Source organism: Streptomyces sp. CB03234, assembly GCF_001905885.1.
Taxonomy (GTDB): Bacteria; Actinomycetota; Actinomycetes; order Streptomycetales; family Streptomycetaceae; genus Streptomyces.
Genome location: NZ_LIYH01000008.1, coordinates 328,849 through 352,349, shown reverse-complemented (window position 1 = coordinate 352,349; position 23,501 = coordinate 328,849). Strand labels below are relative to the sequence as shown.

Here is a 23,501-nt window from a genome sequence, read left to right as displayed (position 1 = left end):
CGTCTTGCTCGTCCCCCGGCCCCCGAGGGCAGGCCATCGACCATGACCGACCTCGCGACCCCACCACCCGCTCTCGTTCCCCTCCGCCGCAACTGGAGGTTCCAGAGCTACTGGCTGGGCACCACCGTCGGTGCCATCGGCACGTCGATGTCCCTCCTGGTGTATCCCCTCCTGGCACTGTCCCTGACCGGGTCGCCCCTGCAGGCGGGACTGCTCGCGGCGACCCAGTCCGCGACGGCAGTCCTGCTCGGCATACCGGCCGGTGCGCTCGCGGACCGGTTCAGCAGGCGCAACCTCCTGCTGACCTCCGAGGCGCTGAGGACACTGGCGACCGCGGCCGTCCTCGCCTCCGTGGCCACGGGCGCGGCGAGCGTCGCGGGGCTGTTCGCGGCGGCGGCCGTGCTCGGCGTCTCCGGCGCCATCGGCATGCCCGTACGGCGCCTGGCGCTGCGCTCCATCGTGCCGCCCGAGCACCTGCGCCAGGCCCTGAGCCAGGACGAAGTACGGGTGAACATCGCCATGCTCGCCGGGCCGCCGCTGGCGGGGCTCCTGTTCGCGGCGGGGCCGGTCCAGCCCTTCGTCGCCGTGCTGGCCTGCTACGTGGCGTCGATGGGCTCCGCCTTCCTGACCCGGCTGCCGGCGACCGGGCAGCAGCCAGGCCGGCTCAGGCCGTCGGTCCTGTTCAAGGGCGCGACGGTCGGCCCCCGGATCGTCTGGAGGGACGCGGTCCTGCGCGCCGTCACGGGACTGATGACGATCGAGAACTTCATCTTCGCCGCGCTCAACCTCATACTCATCAACCACTTCCAGCAGCAGGGCGTCGACGCCCGCACCATCGGCCTGGCACTGTCGGGGGAGGCCATCGGCTACCTCACCGGCGCGGCTCTGGTGACCCGACTGCACCGCCGGTTCCGCCCGGGTGTGCTCCTGCTCGGCGTCGTGTGGACCTCCCTGCTGGTCACGGCCGCACTGCTGCTCCCCTCCTCCCCGGTGCGCGTGTTCTGCCTGCTCTTCCTCATCTCGCTGGGGAAGCCGGCCCTGTACGTACTGATCGACGTCATCGTTTTCCAGCAGGTGGACGACGCCGTCCGTGGACGGGTCATCTCCGGCAGCTTCACCGTCCTCGCCGTAGGGGGTCCGCTCGGAAGTGCCGCGGCCGGCCTGCTGCTGGGCCACCTCTCGCACCACACCGCGATCGGGCTCCTGTGCCTGGTTCTTGTGATCCCCCTGTGCGCGGCGACCGTTTCGCGGAAGCTGCGCCGCGCCGACTGGCCGGACCAACCCTAAGGACACGCACGTGAACGCAGAACGACCGCGTCCCGGCACGCTCGACGCGACCGCCGTCCAGGACCTGGTCCGCGCCCAGGCCGCGGACGTACTGGGGCACGATCCGGTCCGCGCGTCGGACAACTTCTTCACCCTGGGCGGAGACTCCGTACGGGCCGGGCGCCTGGTGATGCGCCTGACGAAGGCACTGCCCGGGGACGGTGCCGTCGACATCCAGGACGTCTTCGGCGCCGCCGACTTCGCCGACCTGGCCGCGCGCATCGACGCGCGCCTGCGCGACGGCGCCGCCGCAGCGTCACCGGCATCCGGTGGCCCACGTGACGCCCGCGCCACCGGCGGGTACGAGGAGTCAATGCCGGAGCACGGTGCGGGCCGCCGGCCGGTACCGCTGTCGTACGGTCAGCTGCGCAGGCTGCAGCGGGACGCCGACTCCGTCGGAGCGCGCATCCCGCACCATGTCTCCACGTCGTTCCGGATCCACGGCCCTCTGGACCCCGCGAGCCTCGAAGCCGCCTGTCTCGCGCTCGTCGAACGGCACGAGGCGCTGCGTACGGTCTTCGAGCTCGACCTCCGGCACGGCCGGCACCGGGCGTACCGGCTCGATGCCCACCAGCTGGACCTCTCCCGCCTCTTCCGGGTACGGCGGCTGGGCGCCGAGGCGGAGGTGGAGGACGAGGTGACCGCCGAGCGGACGGCCCTGTTCGACCTGGCCACCGAGGCGAAGCTGCGGGTCCTGGTGCTCGTCACCGGCAAGGACGCGGCCACGGTCGTGGTCACCGCCGAGCATCTGGTGTGCGACGGGGACTCCTTCGCGATCCTGCTCCGGGATCTGGCGGCTCTGTACAACGCCCGCGTCACAGGCGCACCGCAGGACGCCGCACTGCCTCAACTCCCGCCACGGTGCTGGGCGGAGGAGGAGAAGCGCCGGCACCACGCCGCACTGGAGGAGCGGCTGGCCCACTGGCGGAGCCGGCTCGACCCGCTGGAGGCGCTGCCCGAGGTACGGCTCACGGGCATGCGGGATCCCGACGTGTGGCCGACGACCGCGGCCCAGGTGCACGGCCGGCTGTCCGCCGCCACCGTGCGGCGGCTGCGCGAGACCTGTGCGGCCGAGGCGGCGACGCCGTTCTGCGGGTTCGTCGCGGCCCTGGCGCTGGCCGTCCTCGACGACGCGGGCCACACCGTGCCGGGCATGGTGAGCCCGACGTCCGGCAGGCCCGCGGGCTGGGAGGACGACGTCGACTGGTTCGCCACCTCGGTCATCCACCGCTTCCGCGTCAACACACAGCTGACCGTCGGCGACGTGGTCCGCTCCGCGAAGCAGTCCGTCGCCTCGGGCCTCGCGCACTCCGTGCCGCTGCCGTTGCTGCTGGAGCATCTCCAGTTCAACAGGGACCTCGAGCAGCGCTGGCGCCCCTGGCTGTACCTGGCGGTCGACGCCGAGGACGGCTCGCCCCTCCCTCTGCACGGCGTCGACGTCGAGCCGGCGGTCGCCGATGCGCGGCTGGCCCTGCGGGCGGGCGTGACCGTACGGGTGGACGTGCACGACTTGCACCACCCGGGCAACGACGCTGTGGGCGCCACCGTGCTCCTCCAGTACGAGCGCGAGGTGTGGCCCGCCGAACGCGCCGAGGCCTTCATGGAGACCTTCACCCGGATGGTGGCCCTGGTCTCCGAGAACCCGGCCGGCATCGATGTCGCCACCCTGCTGCGGACCTACCGGCCCGGACCCGGCCGGTAGCGGCCGCGTACCCCCTCCTCACCGCCCGGCCCCACCCAACCCCCCACCCACACTTCAGGAACCAGCTCATGGCGCACCTTCCCAGCCCTCGGACGACCAGGGGCACAACGGCGACGACCACGCCGGACACGCGGCCCGTCCTTCTCGTCCTCGACTACCCGGGGCACCGTCCCGAGGCGAACCTCTCCGACCTGCGCCTGGAGGACGCCGGGTTCGACGTGCGGTACCTCCTGGCACGCCCGCTGCCCAGGGACCTCACCGCCGAGGCCTACACCAGGCGGGCGCTGGAGAGGGCGGGAGACGTGCCGGGGGCCGTCCACGCGGTCCTGGCCTACTGCATGTCGGCCTCGCTGGCCCGGCACGTCGCCGAACAGACCTCGGCCACCCGTCTCCTCCTCTTCGACGCGGAACGCTCCACCGCCGCGACCCTCGCCGCTGAACTGCTCGCCGCCCTGCGTTCCTACGACGAGGGGGCCCAACTCCCCGACTGGTGGAGCGAGGACGCCCTCGCGCGCCGTCCCGACGCCGTCATGGAACGGATCGAGGCCCACCTCTTCGAGGTGATCCGCACCGCGCTCGCCCAGGACGCGGGCGATCCGGACCCGGACGAGGTGGAGGACCCGGCCGTCAACCAGGTCGCCCGCAGCCTGATGGGCACGTACCTGGACTGGTTCGCCCACCTCGTGGCCGCGTACGACGCCGACTCACGCGCCCGATCCGGCACCCGCGCCCGATCCGTCACTCACGCCCCCTCCCGTGCCGTCGCCCACATCGTGTCGGCCGGGCACGTCCTGCCCGACGACTGGCCGGACATCGACTCCGCGGCACGCCACGCGGTGGAGACCGGCCGGATCGGCCTCGCGGCGGCCGAGGAGACGCGGGGCCTGGCCCTGCGGATCCTGCGGCCGGGCAGCCCCAGCCCGGTGACATGAGCCGGAGCGTTCACCAGGGGCCATACCCGCCGGCCGGAGGGCCGGCGGATGGAGAACCAGCAGCACACACGGGGGGAAAGAACATGCCGAGTCCGCTCGGGGGAATGCCGCGGGACATCCGGACGGGGACCGTGGCCACGCTCGGCCCCGCCGGTACGGACGCGCACGCGGAGGCGGCCCGCCATTTCGGCCGCGTCCTGCTCGCCGACTCCTTCAACGCGGCCATGGACCTGGGCCTGTCCGAGGGCGTGCAGGTGCTCGTCGCGGCCGGGTTCGTGGAGCGTGACGAACACACCCTGGTGGACAGCTGGGTGGACATGCACTTCCGGAACTACGACCGGATACGTCTGGTGGCCACCTGGGAGAGCCCGACCAAACCCATGTGCGTCGCGGTGAACCGGGCCCGCGCCACCTCCCTGGACACCGTGGATTCCCTCGCCATACACCCGGCCACGGCGGCCTTCGCACGTAAATTCGTACCGCATGCCGTCCCCCGCTACGTCAATGCCAAACCGATCGCCGTCCAATGGGCCGTGGAAGGGCTCGTGGACGGCTGCATAGGATCGCTCGACATCGTCCAGGAGAACAGCGAACTCGACGTCAAGCACATCTGGCAACCAACGATGGTGTGGTGTCTGTACGAGCCGAAAAGCGCCCCGGTCCCGACCGTCCATGAAGCGGAAAGTGCGTCCGCTACACTGTTGCAAAAATCCTGGACGGGGAAGAATCGGTCCACACCCGGACAACCCCGCGCGGACAATAGGGAGCGCTCATGAAGGTCCTTATCGCCGGTGGTGCCGGCTTCATCGGCAGCACCGTCGCCTCCGCCTGCCTCGACGAAGGCATCGAGCCCGTCATTCTCGACAACCTGGTGACCGGTCGGAAGGAATTCACGGCCGGCCGGGTATTCTTCGAGGGGGACATCGCGGACGGAAATCTCATCGACGAGATCTTCGCCGCCCATCCGGACATCGAGGCCGTCGTCGACTGCGCCGCGCTCATCGTCGTCCCCGAATCCGTCGCCCAGCCGCTGCGCTACTACACGGAGAACGTGGCCAAGGGGATCACGTTCCTCGGACACCTCGCCCGCAACGGCTGCCACCGGCTCATCTTCAGCTCCTCCGCCTCCATCTACGCCACGGGCACGGACTTCGCCGTCGACGAGGACTCGGCGCTCGCCCCGCTGAGCCCCTACGCCCGCACGAAGGCGCTGTTCGAGACGGCGCTCGAGGACATCAGCTCGACCGGGGAGATGAACGTCGTCTCCCTGCGCTACTTCAACCCCATCGGCGCCGACCCGAAGATGCGCACGGGACTCCAGGTGCGCCGGCCCACGCACGCGCTCGGCAAGATGATCGAGGCGCACCGGCTGGGCGAGACGTTCCAGATCACCGGCGTCGACTGGCCCACCCGGGACGGCTCCGGCATCCGCGACTACATCCACGTGTGGGACCTGGCGCGGGCGCACGTGCAGGCGCTGCGCCGCTTCGACTCGCTGTTCCCGTCCGAGCCCCGTACGACCTACCGGGTCATCAATCTGGGCACGGGCACCGGCACCACCGTACGGGAGCTCCTCGACGCCTTCGCGACCGTGACGGGCGCGCCGCTGCCGTCGGTGGAGACCGGGCGCCGCCCCGGCGACAGCGCCGGCGCCTTCTCCCGCGGCGAACGGGCCGCCGAACTGCTCGACTGGCGCCCGAGCCATTCCCTCGAAGAGGGCATCAGGGATTCCCTCACCTGGTTCGAGAAGCGTGATTCCATTATCGGTACGGATCCCCAGGCGTAAGGTGACATGAATTCAGACCACCCACTGTCCATCGAAGAAGCGATTCCGCCGCCCGGTATCCGGTCACGTATCGGGCCGATTTCACTTCTGGCAGCGAAATATCCGGGCGCGATAGGCGCGTGGGTGGCCGAGATGTCCTACGGCGTGGCCAGGCCGATTCATGACGCATTGAAACGGGAAATGGGAGCCGAAACGCTCGGCTACAATGACCCCGTCAGTATCGGCCTGGCGCGCGAATCAATCGTCCGCTGGATGAAGAACGGATACGACTGGTCCGTACCTGAAAATTCCATCGGATTCGTCAGTGATGTCGTCACCGGATACGGTGCGGTTCTCCAGCATTTCCTCCCGGCCGGTTCCGACGTCATTGTCCCGACCCCCGCGTATGCGCCACTGCTCACCGTTCCTTCCTTATTCGGGCACCGTGTGGTGCAGGTTCCGTCGCGGACCGGCGATACGGGCCACCACATGGATCTGGAGGGGATCGAGCGGGCTCTCGAGCGGGGTGCGCGCCTGGTGGTGCTCTGCAATCCGAACAATCCCACCGGGCGGGTTTACACCGCCGGGGAACTCGGCCGGCTGGCGCGGCTGGTCGACCGTCACGGTGCCCGCGTGTTCAGCGACGAGGTCCACGCGCCACTGACCCTGGCCCCGGTTCCCCACATCCCCTACGCGACGATCAGCGCGGCCGCGGCCTCCCACACCATCACGGCGACCTCCGCGTCCAAGGGGTGGAACATCGCCGGACTGAAGTGCGCCCAGCTCATCTTCTCGGCACCCGAGGACGCCGAACGCTGGCAGCAGGTGGCCGACTTCTTCGTCAGGTCCGTCTCCCGGCTCGGCGTGGCGGCGCTCCGTGCCGCGTACGACCACCCCGAATCCCACGCCTGGCTCGCCTCCGTCCGCGCCCGGCTCGTCCGCAACAACGCGCTCGTCGCCGACACCGTGGCCCGTCACCTGCCCGAAGTCCGCCACTTCCCCGCCGAGGCCACCTACCTCGCGTGGCTCGACTGGCGTGGGCTCGGACCGGACGAACCGGCCGCCTTCTTCCGGGACCGGGTCGGTCTCGCCATGTCCGAGGGGTCGGAGTTCGCGGCCCCGGGACACCTCCGACTGAATTTCGCGCTGCCGGAAGACCTGCTGCGCACAGCGCTCTCGGCACTGGTCCGCGGAGCGGACATCCTCCGGTCCGGCCGGCAACACGGGAAAGCGGTGACGCACCATGCTTGAAATTCTCGTCGTGGGATACGGCGTGATGACCCGCGGAATCCTTCCGCACCTTCTGCGGCGCGAGGAACTGTCCGTCTCCCTGATGAGCCGGCACCTCACCTCACCTCCGTATCCGGAGGTCCGGCTCGTCCGGGCAGCGGAACTGGAACGCCCCGACGTCATTCTCGGCTGCTTCGAGGACGACGACGCGAGCCGGGACTTCTGGACCTCGCCGCACGTGACGGAAGCCGTCGCCCGTGGGCGCTCCGCCTGCATCGAGATGTCCACCCTGAGCCCGGCATGGATCGACGCGTGGCACGGGCACATACGCCAGTCCGGCGGCGTGGCCGTCGAATGCCCGGTCACCGGCAGCCGCTCGGGAGCGGCCGACGGCACCCTGTCCGCCTTCGTCCACCAGAGCGCGTACGACGCCCGCGTGGAGACCGTGCTGAACGCGTTCACCCGGCAGCGCTACAGCTTCGGCACGGCCGGGAACCCCACACGCTTCAAACTGGTCTACAACGCCTGGGGAGCGGCGCTGCTGCACTCGCTCACCGCGTTCGTCCCCACCCTCCGCACCGTCCTCGACGACGACTTCCACGTGGCTGCCCGCATCCTGTCGAGCGACGGCTGGATGGCCCCGGTGTGCGCGAGCAAGCTCGACCGGATGGTCGAATCCCGGTTCGACGACCCTGACTTCGCCCTGCGCCACATGGTCAAGGACCTGCGGTACGCCCACGACGTCCTGCCCCCGCCGCACCCCCTGCTCGACCTGGTCCACGACTCCTTCACCCGTGCCCTGTCGGCCCACGGCGGTGACGCCGACTACTCCGCCGTCACGGGAACGGGAACGGGAACGGGACCGGGAACCGGAACGGCCACGGGAGCAGGAACCGCGACCACGACCGCGACCGGAAGCGGGCGGTCATGAGGGCGACGGACCTGGAGAACCTGCGGCCCCATCTGACGTCCGTCTGCCGGACCGTGACCGCCGCGTCCGTCGCGCTGTCGGGTTCCCTCTCCCGCGGCGAGGCCCGGATCGTCGGCGGGCGCGTCCTGTCGGACCTCGACCTGATACCGGTCGTGGCGGCACCCGAGGACGCCGCCCTGGCCCGCAAACAACTCGCCCCGGTCCTGCAGGAGCTGGCGGACCGGTACACGATCACCTGCACGGCGGCGCTCACGCTGGAGGAGAAGTTCCTCCGCGTACGCCACGCCGGATACGTCACCAGCATGGCGACCCAGCCGTTCGTCTGGGATCCGCTCGGCGTACGGCACCGGCTCGACGCCCGTGAGGACACCACCACGCGCCCGGCCGACGTACTGCCGTGGCTCGCTCAGCCCGTGACGTACTACCTGGCGAAGGCCGGCGCCACCGCGCCCGAGGAGAACCTGGCGAAAGCGGCCCGCGCCGCCCGCCGTCTCCTGGACGCCGCCGGCCTCCGGCCCGACGCGCCCGAACCGCTCACCGAGCACACCCCCGACCACCCCCCTCTCACGGCTGATGCCCGGCGCGGTATCGCCGAAGCGTGCCTGCGTGCCGTACGGGACGTTGCCGCCGCGCACGGGCTCACCCTGCTGCCCTCCTCGCGGGAGTTCCTCGCGCGGACGGGCTCGCCGCACCACGCCGAGGGCACGCGCGAGACGTTCCACGCCGTGCGCGACCGCGCGTTCCTGGAGAACCAGGGCCTGCCGTTCGGCCTGTCCGCCATGACGGCCCGGCCCACCGCCTGAGAAAGGTCCCCGCATGTCGCTCGTCCTGCCCAACTCCTTCGCCTGCGCGTCCCGGACGGCTCTGCTCGACACCGCCGCGCCGGTCGACTTCCGCCCTCTCGCGCAGCACGGTGTGCCGGACCTCGTCACCCGGCAACTGGCAGCCGTCTCCCGGTTCCTCGTGACCGTGTCCCGGGTGCGTTCCTCGGTCTGCGCCGACCGGTCCATCGACTTCACCGAGACGCTGGTCAAGATTCCGGTCCGTGCCGGCGGACAGGACCGGCTCTTCCCCGTCGTCACGTACGTGGACCACGAGTACTCGTTGATCCGCGGATATCTGCTCGGCTTCCACAAGCTCTTCGCGGCCGGCGCGCACCACGCCACCCTCCCGCTCGTCGCCCTGCCGGGCCTCGATCTCGACTTGCGGGACGACGGCCCCCGGGCGGGCGACGAGAGCGACCTGCCGCCCGAGCAGAGCCTGCCGTTCCTGCTCTGGACGGACTACGCGGTGGCGGACGCGCGGTCCCACGGCTGGCGCGCACTCGACGTCGAGCAGTACGAGAGGACCCGGCTCGCCTTCCTGGAGTGCGCGCGCCCGGAACAGACCGTCGCCGGCGAGAAGGCCACGGTACGGGCCCTGTACGAGACCGCCGACCGGTTCCTGATCCCCGGCACCCGGGCGCTCGAGGTCTGAGGGCACGGAGTTCCGGTGAGTACCGCCCGGCTTACGAGACCTGGCCTACCGGTCGAGGATCAGGTCGCCGGCGCGGGCGAGGACCTCGGCCCGGCTGCGGCCCTCGTGGTCGGCGGCGAGCGAGTGGTGTCCGATGGCCACACAGAAGGCGATCAGGCTGCGGGCCTCGACCTCGTCGGGGTCGGAGCAGAAGGTGCCGATCATCTCGCGCAACAGGGCCATACGCCGGTTGTCCACGCGCCGCAGGCGCTCGGCGACCGCGGCGTCGCGCCGGGCCCAGTCGCGGACCGCGAGGTCGATGGGGAGCAGCCGGCCGCTGGAGAAGGTGAGCATGCCCGCGCGCTGGGCCTTGGTCCTCGGGTCGCCGCCCTCGCGCTCGACCCGGTCGATCACCTCGTCGGTGCTCTCCCGCTCCCAGGCGTCCAGCATCGCCTCCAGCAGCGCGTCGCGGTCGGCGAAGTACCCGTAGAACCCGCCCTTGGTGACGCCGAGCCGCTTCGCCAGCGCCTCGACCCTGACGGCGTCCGGACCGCCGTCGGCGAGCACCCGCAGCCCTTCCTCCACCCACCTGTCGCGCGGCGTGCGAGCAGCGCCCACGATGTGCTCCACCTCACTCATCGACCGATATACGCATCCGTATATGTGGGTCTAACCTCGACTTGTACGCAAGCGTATAACGCGGGGCGGCAACCGGCGTCCCGAGGCGGAAAAGGCGGCAGCAGCCATGAAACTTCCCCGCACGGCCCACACCGGTCAGCCATGGCGGATCCATGAGCTCACCCCGGACTTCCGGACCGAGGACGTGTGGTCCTTCCGCACCCCCGGCGCCGGGCCGGACGACTTCCCGCTGATGCTCGACGCGATGCGGACGGGCGGCGGATTCGCCAAGCAGACCCCTGCCGTCCGGTTCCTGTTCGCGCTGCGCTGGAAGCTCGGCGCCCTGTTCGGATGGGACGAGCAGACGGCGGGCCTGGGTGCCCGGGTCCCCTCGCTGCGCGACCGCCTCCCGAGCGACCTCCGCGAGACCGTGGACGAGACCGCGGACGGCCCCGACTCCGGCAGGAGCCCCTTCACCCTCGTGTACGAGCTCGCCGACGAGTCCGTCCGCGAACTGGCGAACAAGACCTGCCACACCCTCATGCACCTGGGGTGGGTGCGCGACGGCGACGGCGACCACGAACTGCGGATGGCGGTCCTGGTCAAGCCCAACGGCCGGTTCGGGCGGCTGTACATGGCCCTCATCGCACCGTTCCGATACCTGATCGTCTACCCGGCGCTGACCCGCCAGTGGGAGCGCGCCTGGCGGGACCGCGCGCTTGTGCCGCCCGAGGGCGGCAGCCCCCGACCGTGACCGGGGTGGCCGGGGTGGCCGGGCGGTCAGTGGCCTGACGACACGGTGAGGTCCCCGCGCAGGAAGCGGCGCAGTCTGGCCAGCGGCCAGGTGTTGATGACGTCGTCCTTGGTGAGCCAGCCCCGCTGCGCCGTGCCCACGCCGTAGCGCATGTACGGCAGATGGGTCACCGCGTGGGCGTCGGAGTTCACGGCGAACCTCACGCCGTACCGCTTGGCCCGCAGGATGTCCTCGTCGCACAGGTCCAGGCGGTTGGGGTGGGCGTTGATCTCCAGGGCCACCCCGGTGCGGGCGCAGGCCTCGAAGACGGCGTCGAAGTCGGCGTCGATGCCGGGGCGTTTGCCGAGCAGCCGGGTGGTGGGGTGGCCGATGACGGAGACGTGCGGGTTCTCGCAGGCACGGACGAGGCGGCGGGTCAGCTCCTGGCGGCTCTGGTTGAAGTGCGAGTGGACGGAGGCGACGCACAGGTCGAAGGTCTCCAGGAAGTCGTCGGGCCAGTCGACCGTCCCGTCCGGGCCGATGTTGAGTTCGGTGCCGTGCAGCAGCCGCATCCCGTGGTACGCGCGGTCCAGTTCCCTGACCCGCTCCCGCTGGGCGAGGATCTTCTCCCTGGTCATGCGCTGCATGGCGAGGTCGGGGGCGTGGTCGGTCACCGCGTAGTAGGCGTAACCGCGCTCGGCGGCCGCGGCGACCATCTCCTCCAGCGGGGCGAGACCGTCGGTGAGGTCGGTGTGGGTGTGCAGGTCGCCCCTGATGTCGCTCTCCTGCACCAGTTCGGGCAGTTCGTCGCGCAGTCCGGCGGCGATCTCGCCCCGGTCCTCCCGCAGGGTCGGCGGGATCCAGGGCAGTCCGAGGCGGGCGTAGATCTCCTCCTCCGTCTCCGAGGTGATCTTCTTGCCGCTCCTGGCGTGGAAGAGGCCGTACTCGGACAGCTTGAGCTTGTGGCGCACGGCGATCTCGCGGGTGCGGATGTTGTGCGCCTTGGAACCCGTGAAGTACTGGAGGCCGGCACCCCAGGAGTCCGGCGGGAGGACCCGGACGTCGATCTGCAGGCCCTTGGTGGTGCGGATGGACGTCTTCTTCTCGCCGTGCGCGATGACCTCGGCGGTGTACGGGAGGCTGCCGAGCGCCTCCATGAACGGTGCCGACCGCTCCGCCGCCACCAGGACGTCGATGTCGCCGATGGTCTCGCGCATATGGCGCAGCGACCCGGCGTAACCGCAGCGCGCGCAGCCGGTGATGCGGGACAGTTCGGCGACGAGCTGCTCGGCGGTGTCCATGGCGGAGTCCAGGAGGATGCGGTCCCCGGCCTTCTGCATGAGCCGGATGCCGTGGAGGATGTTCTCCTCGGTCTTCTCGCCGAAGCCCTTCAGGTCGCGCAGGCGCTCCTGCTGAAGGGCGTCGAGCAACTGGTCCACGGAGGAGATGCCCAGCTCCTCGTAGAGCACCATGGCCTTCTTCGGGCCGAGCATGGGAATGGTGATCAGCTCGCGGACCCCGGCGGGGATGGCCTCGCGGCGCTCCTCGACGGCGGAGACGTGGCCGGAGGTGAGGTACTCGACGATCTTGTCGGCGATGGACCTGCCGACGTTGGGGATGTCGCGCAGCTGCTTGGCGCCCAGCGTCGACACGTCCGCGTGGTACCCGCCCACCGCGCGGGCGGCCTTTTCGTAGGCGCGCGCCTTGAAGGCGTCGCCTCCGGTGATGGCGATGAGGTCGGCGTACTCCTGGAGCAGTGCCTGGACCTCCTCATTGGCTCGGACCATATTCCCAGGATGCGCCGCCCAGGACCGGCGGGCATGCGCGGTGCGCCACCGGGGCACCCGTGCCTGTGCCCCGGTCCCTCCTATGACGCGGGTCGGACGGCGTGGAGTTGGCCGAGCGTCCGCTTCAGCTCTTCCCGCAGACAGCTCCCGGCCGCTTCGGCGTCTCCGTGCGCGGGCCGACCTGCGCCACCTGCGGTCGTACGTCGGCCATGCGGGCCCCCGGCACGCTCCGCGCTCGCCCCTGAGCGTCCATGTCGTCGGTGCTGGTCACCCACCACCTGGAGGAACTGCCGCCCGGCACCACCCAAGCTGCTGCTGCGCGACGGACGCCGTCTGGCCTCCGGGCCGGCCGACGACGTCCTGACCAGCGACCGGGTCAGCACATGCTTCGGCCATCCGGTCCGCCTCACCCGCATCGAGGGACGGTGGAGCGTGCGGGGCAGCCGCCCGACCGGACGCTGAGGGCCGGATGGCGGCGGGCGCCGGCCGTGACCGTGCCACGCGCGCGGGTCTCGACGCGGCCGGTGCCGTCCTGCACACTGACCGGCACGGTGGAGCGCCGTGGAGCACGGCAGGTCGGAAAAGAACGGGAGCGCCGGTGAAACACCCCGCACCGAAGGCCGGTCCGGTGACCCGCCGCCCCGGCCCGGCCTCGGGCACCGGGCCGGTGCTGGGCCGCGCGCTGCAGATCCTCGGTGCGTTCAGCGCGGACTGCCCGGAGATGACGCTGAGCGAACTGTCGCGGCGGTCCGGGCTGCCGGTGTCGACCGTGCACCGGATGCTGGCCGAGCTGATCGCCTGGGGCGCGCTGGAGCGCGGTGACAGAGGCTGCTACCGCGTCGGTCTTCGGCTGTGGGAGGTCGGTTCCCTCGCGCCGCGCGGACAGGGCCTGCGGGAGCGGGCGTTGCCGTTCCTGGAGGACCTCTCGCAGATCACCCGCGAGAACGTGCAGCTGGCGGTGCGCGAGGGCACCGAGGTCGTCTTCGTGGAGCGCATCGCCGGTTCCGGTGCGGTGCCCGTGCTCACCCGCGTCGGTGGCCGGTTCGCGCTGACCGCCACCGGCGTCGGGCTCGCCCTGCTGGCGCACGCCCCCGCCGAGGTGCAGGACCAGGTGCTCGCCGGCCCCTTCGAGCGCTACACCCCCCGCACGGTCGTCGATCCGCGCCTGTTGCGGCGCATGCTGGCCGAGGTGCGGATGAACGGGTACGCGGTCAGCGACCGCCAGGTCACCATGGACGCCCTGTCGGTCGCCGCACCGGTGCACGGCGGCGACGGTGCGGTGATCGCCGCGGTGTCGCTGGTGGTACGTCACGGCAGCGCCTCACCGCACGCGCTGGCCCGGCTGGTCTGTACGAGCGCCCGGGCCATCTCCCGCGCCATGGTTCCGCCGCCGGCCTGACCCCCTCGCCGACCGCCGCCTGAGCCGCGCCTCCCGCCAGGCGGCCGCGGCCGTGTGGCGCGGCGGCTGTTCCGTACACGTTTCCCGGCATCCGGAAAGACCCCTGGTGACGCGGTGCGCCCGGCCGCACGATGGTCCGCACCCGGTCGACGCCGGGCCCCGGTCCACCGGGGCCGCACCCCCGTCTGGTGCGCCAAGGGCGTCGACGATCACCACGCGGTCGACAAGGGAGTGCTGCCATGGTTGTGCCATCCTCTTCCCCCGCACCCAGGCCGGTGAGCGGCCCCTCCCTGCGCGCCGACCTCGACGAAGGGCCGATGAGCCGGTTCCAGTGGGGCGCGATCGCGGTGTGCGTCGTGCTCAACATGCTCGACGGCTTCGACGTCCTCGTCATGGCCTTCACCGGCAAAGCCGTGTCGGCGGACTGGGAGCTCAGCTCCTCCGAGCTGGGGCTGCTGCTCAGCGCGGGCCTCGTCGGCATGGCCCTGGGCGCGATGTTCGTCGCCCCCTGGGGCGACCGGATCGGCCGCCGCCCGGTCATCCTCGGCTGCCTGGCCGTGGCCGCCACCGGGATGCTGCTCTCCTCGGTCAGCCAGTCGCCCGCCCAGCTCGGGGCGCTGCGCGTGCTCACCGGCGTCGGCATCGGAGGCGTCCTGGCCTGCAGCAACGTCATCGCCGGCGAGTACGCCTCCCGCCGCTGGCGGGGCCTCGCCGTCAGCCTGAACTCCGCCGGTTACGCGGTCGGCGCCACCGTCGGCGGACTGCTCGCCGTCTCCATGACCGGTCAGTTCGGCTGGCGTTCGGTCTTCCTGACCGGTGGCCTGGCCACCGCCGTCGCCGTCCCGCTGGCCTTCGTCCTCCTGCCCGAGTCCGTGGACTTCCTGGCCTCCCGCCGGCCCAAGCGGGCCCTGGAGAGGATCAACGCCCTCGCCCGGCGCATGGGCCGGCCGCCGCTGGAGACCCTGCCCGAGCCCACCGCCGTACCGGCCGGAATCGGCGCCGGTTTCCGGGAGTTGCTCTCCCCGGCGCTGCGCCGCTCGACGCTGCTGCTGTGGTCGGCCTTCTTCCTCGTCATGGCCGGCTTCTACTTCATCACCAGCTGGACGCCGACCCTGCTGGTCGAGGCGGGGCTGTCCGGCAGCCAGGGGCTGACCGGCGGGACGCTGCTCAACGTCGGCGGCATCTTCGGCTCGGCCGCCCTCGGAGCGCTCGCCGCCCGCTTCGCGCTCCGCTCCGTCCTCATGGCCTACTTGATCGCCACCGCGGTGCTGCTGTCGGCCTTCATCGCCGCCACCTCCTCCCTGGGCGTCGCCTTCACCCTCGGCGCGCTGATCGGCCTGTTCGCCAACGGCTCCGTGGCCGGGCTGTACGCCCTGACCCCGGCCACGTACGGCACGGGGGTCCGGGCGACCGGGCTCGGCAGCGCCCTCGCGATCGGCCGCATCGGCGCGATCGTGGCCCCGACGGTCGCGGGCGCCCTCCTCGACAGCGGCTGGACGCCGCAGAACCTCTACCTGGCGGTCGGCGTGATCTACGTCGCCACCGCCGCGCTCCTCCTGCTGCTGCGCCCCGCCACGGCGGAGGACACACAGCCCGCAGCGGCGGCCCCGGCCACCGCGCACTGAACCCCACTCCCGGAAGGACACGAGAATGACCGCTTTCGTACGCGACCAGTGGTACGTCGCCGCCTACGGCCGCGAGGTCGGCCGCGAACTCCTCGGGCGCACCGTGCTCGGTGAGCCGATCCTGCTGTACCGGACCGAGGACGGCCGGCCGGTGGCGATGTCCGACCGCTGCGTGCACCGCCGCTTCCCCCTCTCCCAGGCGCCGAGCCGGCTGGACGGCGACCGGGTGGTGTGCGGCTACCACGGGTTCACCTACGGCACGGACGGCGGCTGTGTCTTCGTACCCGGCCAGCAACGCATCCCGCGCACCGCCCGCCTGACGGCCTATCCGGTCGTCGAGCAGGACTCCTTCGTGTGGGTGTGGATCGGCGACCGTGAACCGGGGGACGTGCGGCCGCCCCGCGCCCCGTGGATGGACTCGCCGGACTACACCGTCGTCTCCGGCATGGAGCCGATCGACGCCGACTACGGGCTGCTCGTCGACAACCTCATGGACCTGTCCCACGAGACCTACCTGCACGGCGGCTACATCGGCACCCCGGAGGTCGCCGAGACCCCGATCACCACCGAGGTCGACGACAAGGCCGGCATCGTCCACGTCAGCCGTCACATGGACGACGCCGAGTGCCCGCCGTTCTACGCCAGGTCCACCGGCATCGAGGGCCGCATCACCCGGTGGCAGGACATCGAGTACCACGCCCCCTGCCTCTACCTGCTCCACTCGCGCGTCGCCCCCGTCGGCGCGCCGGGTCCGCGTCCGGACGGCAGCGACCCGCACGCCTTCCACGTCGAGGTCGTCTACGGCATCACCCCGTCGACGGAGAAGACGACGTACGACTTCTGGGCCGTGGCACGTGACTTCGCCCTGGAGGACCAGGAGGTCACCGACTTCCTGCGCACCAACAACCACACGGTCGTCATGCAGGACGTCGTGGCACTCAATGTGCTCCAGAAGTCCCTGGACACCGAGAAGCCCGGCTACCAGGAGCTGAGCATCGACATCGACACCGGTGGCCTCGCCGCCCGCCGCGTCCTGGCCCGCATGGCGCAGACGGCGACGGCCCGATGACCCCGCCGCACCCCGCCGTACTGACGGAGCTGTGGGACTGGCTGCCGGGCCACCCCGACGGGCACCACCCGGGCACGGATCCGGACAAGGAGGAACGGTGATCACCGAACCCGGCCTGACCCTCACCCTGACACGCAAGGAGGTCCTCGCCGAGGGCGTCGCCCTGCTGACGCTCACGCACCCCGCCGGCTCCCCGCTGCCCGAGTGGCGCCCCGGTGCCCACATCGACCTGGTCCTCGGGCCCGATCTGGTACGCCAGTACTCGCTGTGCTCCGACCCGGCCGACCGCTCCCGCTGGCAGGTGGCGGTGCTGCGCGAGCCGGAGAGCCGGGGCGGTTCCGCGTGGGTCCACGAGCGCCTGCACGAGGGGGCCGCGGTAGGGGTGCGCGGACCGCGCAACCACTTCGCCCTGGAGCCGTCCCCGCGCTACCTGTTCATCGCGGGCGGCATCGGCATCACCCCCATCCTGCCCATGGTCGACGAGGCCCGGCGGCAGGGTGCCGACTGGCACCTGGCCTACGGCGGCCGCAGCCGCCGCACCATGGCCTTCCGGGAGCGCCTGGAGGCCGCGTACGGACAGAGGGTGTCCGTACGCCCCCAGGACGCGTACGGGGCGCTCGACCTGGACGGGCTGCTGGGCACCCCACGGCCCGGCACCCTGGTCTACTGCTGCGGCCCCGAAGGTCTGCTGAAGGCCGTCGAGCAGCGCTGTTCCGCATGGCCGGCCGGCGCACTGCGCATCGAGCGGTTCACACCCGGGGACCGTGGCCCGTACGGCCCGGACGACGCCTTCGACGTCGAACTCGCCCGGAGCGGTGTCACCGTGACCGTCCCGCCGGGCAAGTCCGTCCTCCGTGCGGTCGAGGAAGCCGGTGTCCAGGTGCTGTCCTCCTGCCAGGAGGGCACCTGCGGCACCTGCGAGACCACCGTCCTCGACGGGGCGGTGGACCACCGCGACTCCCTGCTGACCCCCGCCGAGCAGGCCGCGCACGACACCATGTTCATCTGCGTCTCCCGCGCCGCCTGCCCGCGTCTCGTCCTTGACCTGTGAGGCGTACGGAGGCAATGGCACCGCCGTGTGCGGGCGCCCGGCGGTCGCCATGCCGGCGCACCGGGAGCCCCCCGTACGTCCTGGAGGAACCGTGCCCCTGTCACCCGACCTGATAGCCCTCCTCGCCCCGCCCGCGCCCACCCGACTGCCGCTGCCGGCAGCCGCGCATCCCGCCCCCGGCGTCCGGCTGCTGCGCGGCGCGGTCTACTCCGCGCCCACCGACACCCGCCCGCTGGAGCTCGACCTGTGGCTGCCCGACGAGCCGCAGGGCGTGCTGCCGGTCATCGTCTACCTCCACGGCGGCGCCTGGCGTACCGGAACGCGCGGGGAGATGAGCCCGCGCATGCGCGACTGGCAGCCCGCACCCTTCGCCCGGCTGGCCCGGGCGGGGTTCGCCGTCGCCAGCATCGACTACCGGCTCAGCGGCGAGGCGCCCTACCCCGCCCAGCTCGACGACGTCACCGCCGCCCTCGCCTGGCTCGACGCCCGCGCCGCCGAACTCGCCCTGGACACCCGCCGGATGGTGACCTGGGGCGAATCCGCGGGCGCCCACCTCGCCGCCCTGCTCGCGCTCACCGCCCCGGCCGCGGTCAGCGGCTGCGTCGTCTGGTACGGGCCGGCCGACCTCACCACCCTGCCCGGCCAGGCCCCGCCCGGCGCGTACGACCCGGCCGACCCGAGCACCCCCGAAGCCCTGCTCATCGGTGCGGCGATCGCCGACGCACCCGACCGCGCCCGCACGGCCAGCCCGGTCACCCACGTCACCGCCGACGCGCCGCCCTTCCTCGTCCTCCACGGCACCGACGACGCGGTGATCCCCCTCGCCCAAGGCGCACAGCTCGCCGCCGCCCTGCGCGACGCCGGCGCGGACGTGGACTTCCGGCCGGTGCCCGGCGCCGACCACCTCTGGGCCGGCCTGCCCGACGAAGACGTCGAGCGGTGCTTCCACACCTCCCTCGCGTTCGCCCGCTCCCACACCACCGATCAGGGGCCCATCGGGGCGTAATGCGGCCGGCGGGCGTGATGCCCGGCGCCGTGGTGGTACTCCATCAGGATTCGGCAGGGCTGGTGGAGCCCCGGCCGCACGGCGTGTGGAGGTATCGATGGCGCGGAAGGTACGGGAAGTCATGACGGCCGACCCTGTGGCCGTGGGGCCGCAGACCTCCGTGGTGGAGGTGGCCCGTCTGATGCGCGACGAGGACATCGGCGCCGTCCTGGTCGCCGAGGCGGGCCACCTGCGCGGCCTGGTGACCGACCGGGATCTGGTGGTGCGCGTACTGTGCCGAGGGGGCAACGCCGAGGACCACAGCGTCGCCGACGCCTGCAGCGACGACCTGGTCCACGTCACACCGGACGACGACGTCCAGCAGGCCGTGCGGCTGATGCGCCGGCACGCCGTACGCCGACTGCCCGTCGTCGAGGAAGGCCGGCCGGTCGGCATCGTCTCCCTGGGCGATCTCGCCGTCGAACGCGACACCGACTCGGCCCTGTCCGAGATCAGCGCCTCCGAACCCGACCGGTGAGGAACCCGCCGCCCGGTCGCCGACCGGTCACCGTTCCCGCGCTTTCGAGAGGCGTAAATCTCGCCATGCGGTGAACTGGTGTAGGAGTGCACAAAAGGGCGGAACTCGCGAGGGGCCGATCATGGCAGACCGAAGCAGCGTGACCGTAGGGGTGCTGGGCTCCTACGGGGGCCGGAACGTGGGCGACGAGGCGATCCTCACCGCCATGCTCGGCCGTATCCGGGCCCAGCGTCCGGACGCACACGTCGTCCTCTTCTCCCGCAACCCCGACCACAGCCGCATCGCCCATCCGGACGTCGAGGTGGTCGGCTGGGAGGGCGTGTGCAGGGAGCGGATCTCCGAGCACCTGCGCCGGCTGAGCGTACTCGTGCTCGGCGGCGGCGGGATCCTCTACAACACCGAGGCGCGTCGCTACCTGCGGCTGGTCAGGACCGCCCAGGACCTCGGCGTTCCGGTCTTCACCTACGCCGTGGGCGCCGGACCGCTCACCGACGAGGCGGACTGCGCGTGGATCCGGGCGACGCTCTCCGACGCGGCCGAGGTGACGGTCCGCGACGAGGAGTCGAAGCTGGTGCTGGAAGAGGCCGGGCTGACCCGCCCCGTCTCGGTCACCGCCGACCCCGCTCTGCTGCTCCAGCCCGGGGACGGCGGCGGCGAGCTCCTGCGGGCCGAGGCCGTACCGCGCGGAGTGCGGCTGGTGGGGATGAGCGTGCGGGAGCCCGGCCGCGCGGCCGAGCACCTCGACGAAGAGGGCTACCACCAGCTCCTCGCCAATGTGGGTGACTTCCTCGTCCACCGGCTGGACGCCCATGTCGTGTTCGTACCGATGGAGCGCGACGACATGAGGCACGCGCACGCGGTGGTGTCCCGGATGGCCGACGCGGACCGCTGCACGGTGCTGCACGGCGCCTACCGCCCCCAGCAGGTCCTCGACATCGTCAAGGAACTGGATTTGGCCATCGGCATGCGGCTGCACTTCCTGATCTTCGCCGCGCTCGCGGGGATCCCCCTGCTGCCGCTGCCCTACGCCGGAAAGGTCTTCGACTTCGCCCAGCAGATCGGCGCGCCCGCCTTGCGCGGCGTGGTCAGGGAGACCGCGGGACTCCTCCTGGCCGAAGTGGACCGCCTGTGGGACGAGCGGCCCGCCCGCGCGGCGCACACGGCGGCCCGGACGGCGTCGATGCGGCTGCGGGCCGCCCAGACCGCCGACCGGCTCCTCGGCTACCTGGACCGCACCGCGCCCCGCCCCCTCATCGACAGCGTCGTGCCGACGGCCGCGTCCGCGACCGGCTGAGCCCGCCGCCGGCCACTGGATCCCCAGGGAGGAACCGTGTCGTACCTGATGCCGCCCCGCGTCCCCCGCAGCGTGGAGCTGCCCCCGCGGCAGGCCCTTCACGCGGGTTCCACCCAGGTGCTGGTGATCGGCGGCGGACCGGCCGGTATCGGGGCGGCCCTCGGCGCCGCGAACGCGGGCGCCGAGGTGGTCCTCGTCGAGCGGTACGGATTCCTCGGCGGCAATGCCACGGCGGCGCTGGTCATGCCGCTGATGAGCTTCCACAACGAGGTCAAACAGGCGGTCGCCGGCGACTCCGCACGCCTCCTGCCGCCCGATCACGGCGAGGGCGAGCCGGTCGTCGGCGGCGTGCTGTGGGTGCTGCTCGAACAGCTGGTGCGCGCGGGAGCGGCGATCCGCCCCTCGATCGAGACCGGCTACACGGTGCCCTTCGACGCGGAACTGTTCAAACTGGTGGTGTACGAGCTGCTGGAGACCCATGAGGTCCGTACGCTGCTGCACGCCTTCGCCTCCGACGTCCTCAACCTGCCCGACCGCGCACGGGCGGTGTTCGAGACGAAGTCGGGGCCGGTCGTCATCGACGCCGACGTGATCGTCGACTGCACCGGCGACGGCGACATCGCCGCGGCGGCCGGGGCCGCGTACGACATCGGCCGGCCGGAGGACGGCTGGACACAGCCCATGACGCTGATGTTCCGCATGGTCCGCTTCGACCACGAGGAATTCGCCGCGTACGCCCGCGCCAACCCGGACCAGTGGAAGGGCGTGCACGGGCTGTGGGACCTGGTCCGCGCCGCCACCGACGCCGGGGAACTGGACCTGCCGCGTGAGGACATGCTCTTCTTCGCCACCCCCAACACCGGTGAGGTCGCGGTCAACTCCACCCGCGTCACCGAAGTGCTCGGCACCAGCGTCTGGGACCTCACCCGCGCCGAGTTCACCGCCCACCGCCAGATGGCACAGATCGCCCGCTTCCTGCGGGACCGCGTGCCGGGCTTCGCCGACTCCTACGTCGTCCAGAGCGGCGTCCAGGTCGGGGTCCGCGAGACCCGCCGGATCACGGGCGAGTACCAGCTGACCGGCGATGACGTGCTGACGGCCCGCAAGTTCGACGACGTCGTCGCCCGCGGCGCCTACCCGGTGGACATCCACAACCCGAGCGGTCGCGGCACCACACTCAAACGGCTGCCGCGCGGCCAGTCCTACGACATCCCCCTGCGCTGCCTCTTCCCGCGCGACGTGGACCGGGTCCTGGTCGCCGGCCGCTGCATCTCCGGTGACCACGTGGCCCACTCCTCGTACCGCGTCATGCCGATCTCGATGGCCACCGGGCAGGCGGCGGGTGTCTGCGCGGCCCTCGCGGCAGCCCAGGGCAAGCGCCCGCAGGACATCCCGGCGAGCGCGGTCCAGCGGCAACTCCGCACCCAGGGCGCCAGTCTGCAGTGAAGCCCGGACGCCGGAGGGAGCGCGGATGTGGCCGGACAGAGGACTTGAAGTGGCTGTGCTCATCGGGTTGCAGGCATCCGGGAAGTCGACGTTCTACGAGCAGTGCCTCTCCGACCGGTGCACGCTGGTCAGCAAGGACCTGTTCCCCCGTGGCGCCCGCAACAAGCAGCAGCGGCAGATGCGGCTGGTCGACGAGGCGCTGAGCGCCGGGAGATCGGTGGCCGTGGACAATACGAACCCGTCGCCGGAGGAGTGGGGGCCCTTGATCACCCTGGGCCACGCCCGCGACGCGGCCGTGACGGCGTTCTGGTTCCCACCCGACGTCGTGGGATCCCTGCAGCGCAACGCCGCACGCGAGGGACGGGACCGCGTCCCGGACGTCGGGGTCTTCGCCACCCTCGAGCGGCTGCGCGGGCCCGCTCTGTCCGACGGGTTCGACACCGTGCTGGAAGTGCGGTTCGACGGCCGGGGCGGATTCGAGGTGCGGTCGGCCCCCGACACCTGAACAGCGACCGCATGGACGAGCGCCCCGCCCTTGCTGCGCCAGACGCGTGCATCTGCCGAACCGTTCCGTACGGCGGTACGCGTGCCGGGTATGACGTCGGCATGGCTGGAATCGAGCTCAAGAGCAGTGCCTTCAACGACGGCTCCTTCATCCCGCGCCGGTACGCGAAGGAGGGGGAGGACGTCTCACCCGACCTGACCTGGTCGGGCGTGCCCGACGACGCCGCCGAGCTGGTGCTCCTGTGCGAGGACCCGGACGCCCCGTCGGGGACCTTCGTGCACTGGCTGGTCACCGGCATCGACCCCACGAGCGACGGCGTGGCGGCCGGACGGACACCCCCTGGTGGCCGGGAGCGGCGCAACGGCTACGGGGGCACCGGCTGGGGCGGCCCCAACCCGCCCGCCGGTGACCGGGCGCACCGGTACTTCTTCCGCCTCTTCGCGCTCCCCGAACCGGTCTCCCTGCCCGACGGCGCGACGGCGGCCGACGTACACGCGGCCGTCGACGAGCGCCGGCTGGCCGGCGGCACCCTGATGGGGCTCTACCAGCGCTGAGCCGCCCGCACGGCGTGCCGCAGCAGGAGACGCGGTGACCGGCGCACCAGCAGCCCCGCCGCCAGGCCGATGGCGGCACCGGCGGCGACGTCGCTGGGGTAGTGGGCGCCGGAGTGCACCCGCTCCACCCCCACGATCACGGCCGGGACCGCACAAGCCGCAGCCGCCCCCGGCCACACGCCTGCCGCCGCGACGGTGAAGCCGACGGCGGCCGCGGTGTGCCCGGAAGGGAAGGAGGAGCTGTCCGGCCGCTCGTGCACGTCACCGTGGGGGATGAGGTCCTCGGGCGGACGGCGGCGTTCGTACAGCGGCTTGCACACGGCATTGGAGACGAGCTCCGCCGCACCCATCCCGATGAGGCCCGCCGCCGCGGCCGTCCGGCCCCGCAGGCCGCCGGCGGCGGCCATGACCGCTGCCGCGGCCCACCACAGCTTGGTGTGCTCCGCCGCCGACCGCGCCGCCGGCAGCACCCGGCGCGCCAACGGCGCTCGCCAACCGGCCACGCGACGGGTGAGGCGCCGATCCGCTTTCTGCCACTCATGCCACTCAGCCATGT

At 71.9% G+C, this 23,501-nt stretch carries 23 protein-coding genes and 1 pseudogene; 21 read left to right on the top strand and 3 right to left on the bottom strand.

From position 1 onward, the window contains the following. Window positions 1-42 precede the first annotated feature (42 nt). From AMK26_RS32410 to AMK26_RS32370, 9 genes are all read left to right on the top strand, one after another. Window positions 43-1,287, top strand: a complete 1,245-nt coding sequence (locus AMK26_RS32410; RefSeq protein WP_073759180.1) for an MFS transporter — start codon at window positions 43-45, stop codon at window positions 1,285-1,287. Between the two features lie 10 nt (window positions 1,288-1,297). Then, window positions 1,298-3,028: a condensation domain-containing protein gene (locus tag AMK26_RS32405; RefSeq protein WP_073759178.1), complete on the top strand. Its 1,731-nt coding sequence runs from the start codon at window positions 1,298-1,300 to the stop codon at window positions 3,026-3,028. A 68-nt stretch (window positions 3,029-3,096) separates the two neighbouring features. After that, on the top strand, window positions 3,097-3,960 hold the full coding sequence (locus AMK26_RS36490; protein ID WP_073759176.1) for a hypothetical protein: 864 nt from the start codon (window positions 3,097-3,099) through the stop codon (window positions 3,958-3,960). Between the two features lie 131 nt (window positions 3,961-4,091). Further along, window positions 4,092-4,736, top strand: a complete 645-nt coding sequence (locus AMK26_RS32395; RefSeq protein ID WP_198944218.1) for a hypothetical protein — start codon at window positions 4,092-4,094, stop codon at window positions 4,734-4,736. Then, window positions 4,733-5,746 (top strand): UDP-glucose 4-epimerase GalE, encoded by a 1,014-nt coding sequence (gene galE / locus AMK26_RS32390; protein ID WP_073759174.1) that lies wholly within the window; start codon window positions 4,733-4,735, stop codon window positions 5,744-5,746. The genes AMK26_RS32395 and galE overlap by 4 nt, the downstream gene beginning before the upstream one ends. Window positions 5,747-5,752: 6 nt before the next feature. After that, window positions 5,753-6,976 carry a MalY/PatB family protein gene (locus AMK26_RS32385; protein WP_073759172.1) on the top strand — a complete coding sequence of 408 codons (1,224 nt, stop codon included), beginning with the start codon at window positions 5,753-5,755 and terminating at the stop codon, window positions 6,974-6,976. Further along, window positions 6,969-7,886 (top strand): NAD(P)-binding domain-containing protein, encoded by a 918-nt coding sequence (locus AMK26_RS32380; protein ID WP_079277919.1) that lies wholly within the window; start codon window positions 6,969-6,971, stop codon window positions 7,884-7,886. The genes AMK26_RS32385 and AMK26_RS32380 overlap by 8 nt, the downstream gene beginning before the upstream one ends. Next, entirely contained in the window at window positions 7,883-8,689 is an 807-nt protein-coding gene (locus AMK26_RS32375) for a hypothetical protein (protein ID WP_158071163.1), read from the top strand. Before AMK26_RS32380 ends, AMK26_RS32375 begins: the two co-directional genes overlap by 4 nt. Before the next feature lie 13 nt (window positions 8,690-8,702). After that, the gene (locus tag AMK26_RS32370) at window positions 8,703-9,362 is read left to right on the top strand and encodes a hypothetical protein (RefSeq protein WP_073759166.1); all 660 of its coding nucleotides are present in this window, start codon (window positions 8,703-8,705) and stop codon (window positions 9,360-9,362) included. Window positions 9,363-9,407: 45 nt separating this feature from the next. Here the strand turns inward: AMK26_RS32370 and AMK26_RS32365 are convergent, their stop codons facing one another. After that, the gene (locus AMK26_RS32365) at window positions 9,408-9,959 is read right to left on the bottom strand and encodes a TetR/AcrR family transcriptional regulator (protein WP_241838176.1); all 552 of its coding nucleotides are present in this window, start codon (window positions 9,957-9,959) and stop codon (window positions 9,408-9,410) included. 127 nt (window positions 9,960-10,086) lie between these two features. Between AMK26_RS32365 and AMK26_RS32360 the strand changes: the two genes are divergently transcribed. Then, window positions 10,087-10,713: a DUF2867 domain-containing protein gene (locus AMK26_RS32360; RefSeq protein WP_073759162.1), complete on the top strand. Its 627-nt coding sequence runs from the start codon at window positions 10,087-10,089 to the stop codon at window positions 10,711-10,713. Window positions 10,714-10,739: 26 nt separating this feature from the next. Here the strand turns inward: AMK26_RS32360 and polX are convergent, their stop codons facing one another. Further along, window positions 10,740-12,479 carry a DNA polymerase/3'-5' exonuclease PolX gene (polX, locus tag AMK26_RS32355; RefSeq protein WP_073759160.1) on the bottom strand — a complete coding sequence of 580 codons (1,740 nt, stop codon included), beginning with the start codon at window positions 12,477-12,479 and terminating at the stop codon, window positions 10,740-10,742. A gap of 251 nt (window positions 12,480-12,730) precedes the next feature. On the opposite strand from polX, the pseudogene AMK26_RS38195 reads away from it, so the two are divergent. The 11 genes and pseudogenes from AMK26_RS38195 to AMK26_RS32300 form a co-directional block, all read left to right on the top strand. Continuing rightward, a pseudogene (locus AMK26_RS38195) lies at window positions 12,731-12,941 on the top strand (ABC transporter ATP-binding protein); the annotation flags it as partial. Window positions 12,942-13,077: 136 nt separating this feature from the next. Then, window positions 13,078-13,878 carry an IclR family transcriptional regulator gene (locus AMK26_RS32345; RefSeq protein WP_241838175.1) on the top strand — a complete coding sequence of 267 codons (801 nt, stop codon included), beginning with the start codon at window positions 13,078-13,080 and terminating at the stop codon, window positions 13,876-13,878. A 239-nt stretch (window positions 13,879-14,117) separates the two neighbouring features. Further along, entirely contained in the window at window positions 14,118-15,503 is a 1,386-nt protein-coding gene (locus tag AMK26_RS32340; RefSeq protein WP_073759158.1) for an MFS transporter, read from the top strand. A 25-nt stretch (window positions 15,504-15,528) separates the two neighbouring features. After that, window positions 15,529-16,572: an aromatic ring-hydroxylating dioxygenase subunit alpha gene (locus AMK26_RS32335; protein ID WP_073759156.1), complete on the top strand. Its 1,044-nt coding sequence runs from the start codon at window positions 15,529-15,531 to the stop codon at window positions 16,570-16,572. A gap of 100 nt (window positions 16,573-16,672) precedes the next feature. After that, window positions 16,673-17,623, top strand: a complete 951-nt coding sequence (locus tag AMK26_RS32330) for a PDR/VanB family oxidoreductase (RefSeq protein WP_073759395.1) — start codon at window positions 16,673-16,675, stop codon at window positions 17,621-17,623. 91 nt (window positions 17,624-17,714) lie between these two features. Further along, window positions 17,715-18,629 (top strand): alpha/beta hydrolase, encoded by a 915-nt coding sequence (locus tag AMK26_RS32325; RefSeq protein WP_073759154.1) that lies wholly within the window; start codon window positions 17,715-17,717, stop codon window positions 18,627-18,629. 97 nt (window positions 18,630-18,726) lie between these two features. Further along, a complete protein-coding gene (locus AMK26_RS32320; RefSeq protein ID WP_073759152.1) occupies window positions 18,727-19,146 on the top strand; it encodes a CBS domain-containing protein in 420 nt (139 codons plus the stop codon). Window positions 19,147-19,267: 121 nt separating this feature from the next. Then, entirely contained in the window at window positions 19,268-20,440 is a 1,173-nt protein-coding gene (locus AMK26_RS32315; protein ID WP_073759150.1) for a polysaccharide pyruvyl transferase family protein, read from the top strand. Between the two features lie 36 nt (window positions 20,441-20,476). Beyond that, the gene (locus AMK26_RS32310; RefSeq protein WP_443333203.1) at window positions 20,477-21,886 is read left to right on the top strand and encodes an FAD-dependent oxidoreductase; all 1,410 of its coding nucleotides are present in this window, start codon (window positions 20,477-20,479) and stop codon (window positions 21,884-21,886) included. Between the two features lie 49 nt (window positions 21,887-21,935). Continuing rightward, on the top strand, window positions 21,936-22,391 hold the full coding sequence (locus AMK26_RS32305; protein WP_241838172.1) for an ATP-binding protein: 456 nt from the start codon (window positions 21,936-21,938) through the stop codon (window positions 22,389-22,391). A gap of 101 nt (window positions 22,392-22,492) precedes the next feature. Further along, window positions 22,493-22,945: a YbhB/YbcL family Raf kinase inhibitor-like protein gene (locus AMK26_RS32300; RefSeq protein WP_073759146.1), complete on the top strand. Its 453-nt coding sequence runs from the start codon at window positions 22,493-22,495 to the stop codon at window positions 22,943-22,945. Here AMK26_RS32300 and AMK26_RS32295 read toward each other — a convergent pair. Then, a complete protein-coding gene (locus AMK26_RS32295) occupies window positions 22,933-23,499 on the bottom strand; it encodes a phosphatase PAP2 family protein (protein ID WP_241838170.1) in 567 nt (188 codons plus the stop codon). The two genes, AMK26_RS32300 and AMK26_RS32295, sit on opposite strands and share 13 nt — an antisense overlap. Between the last annotated feature and the right edge of the window lie 2 nt (window positions 23,500-23,501).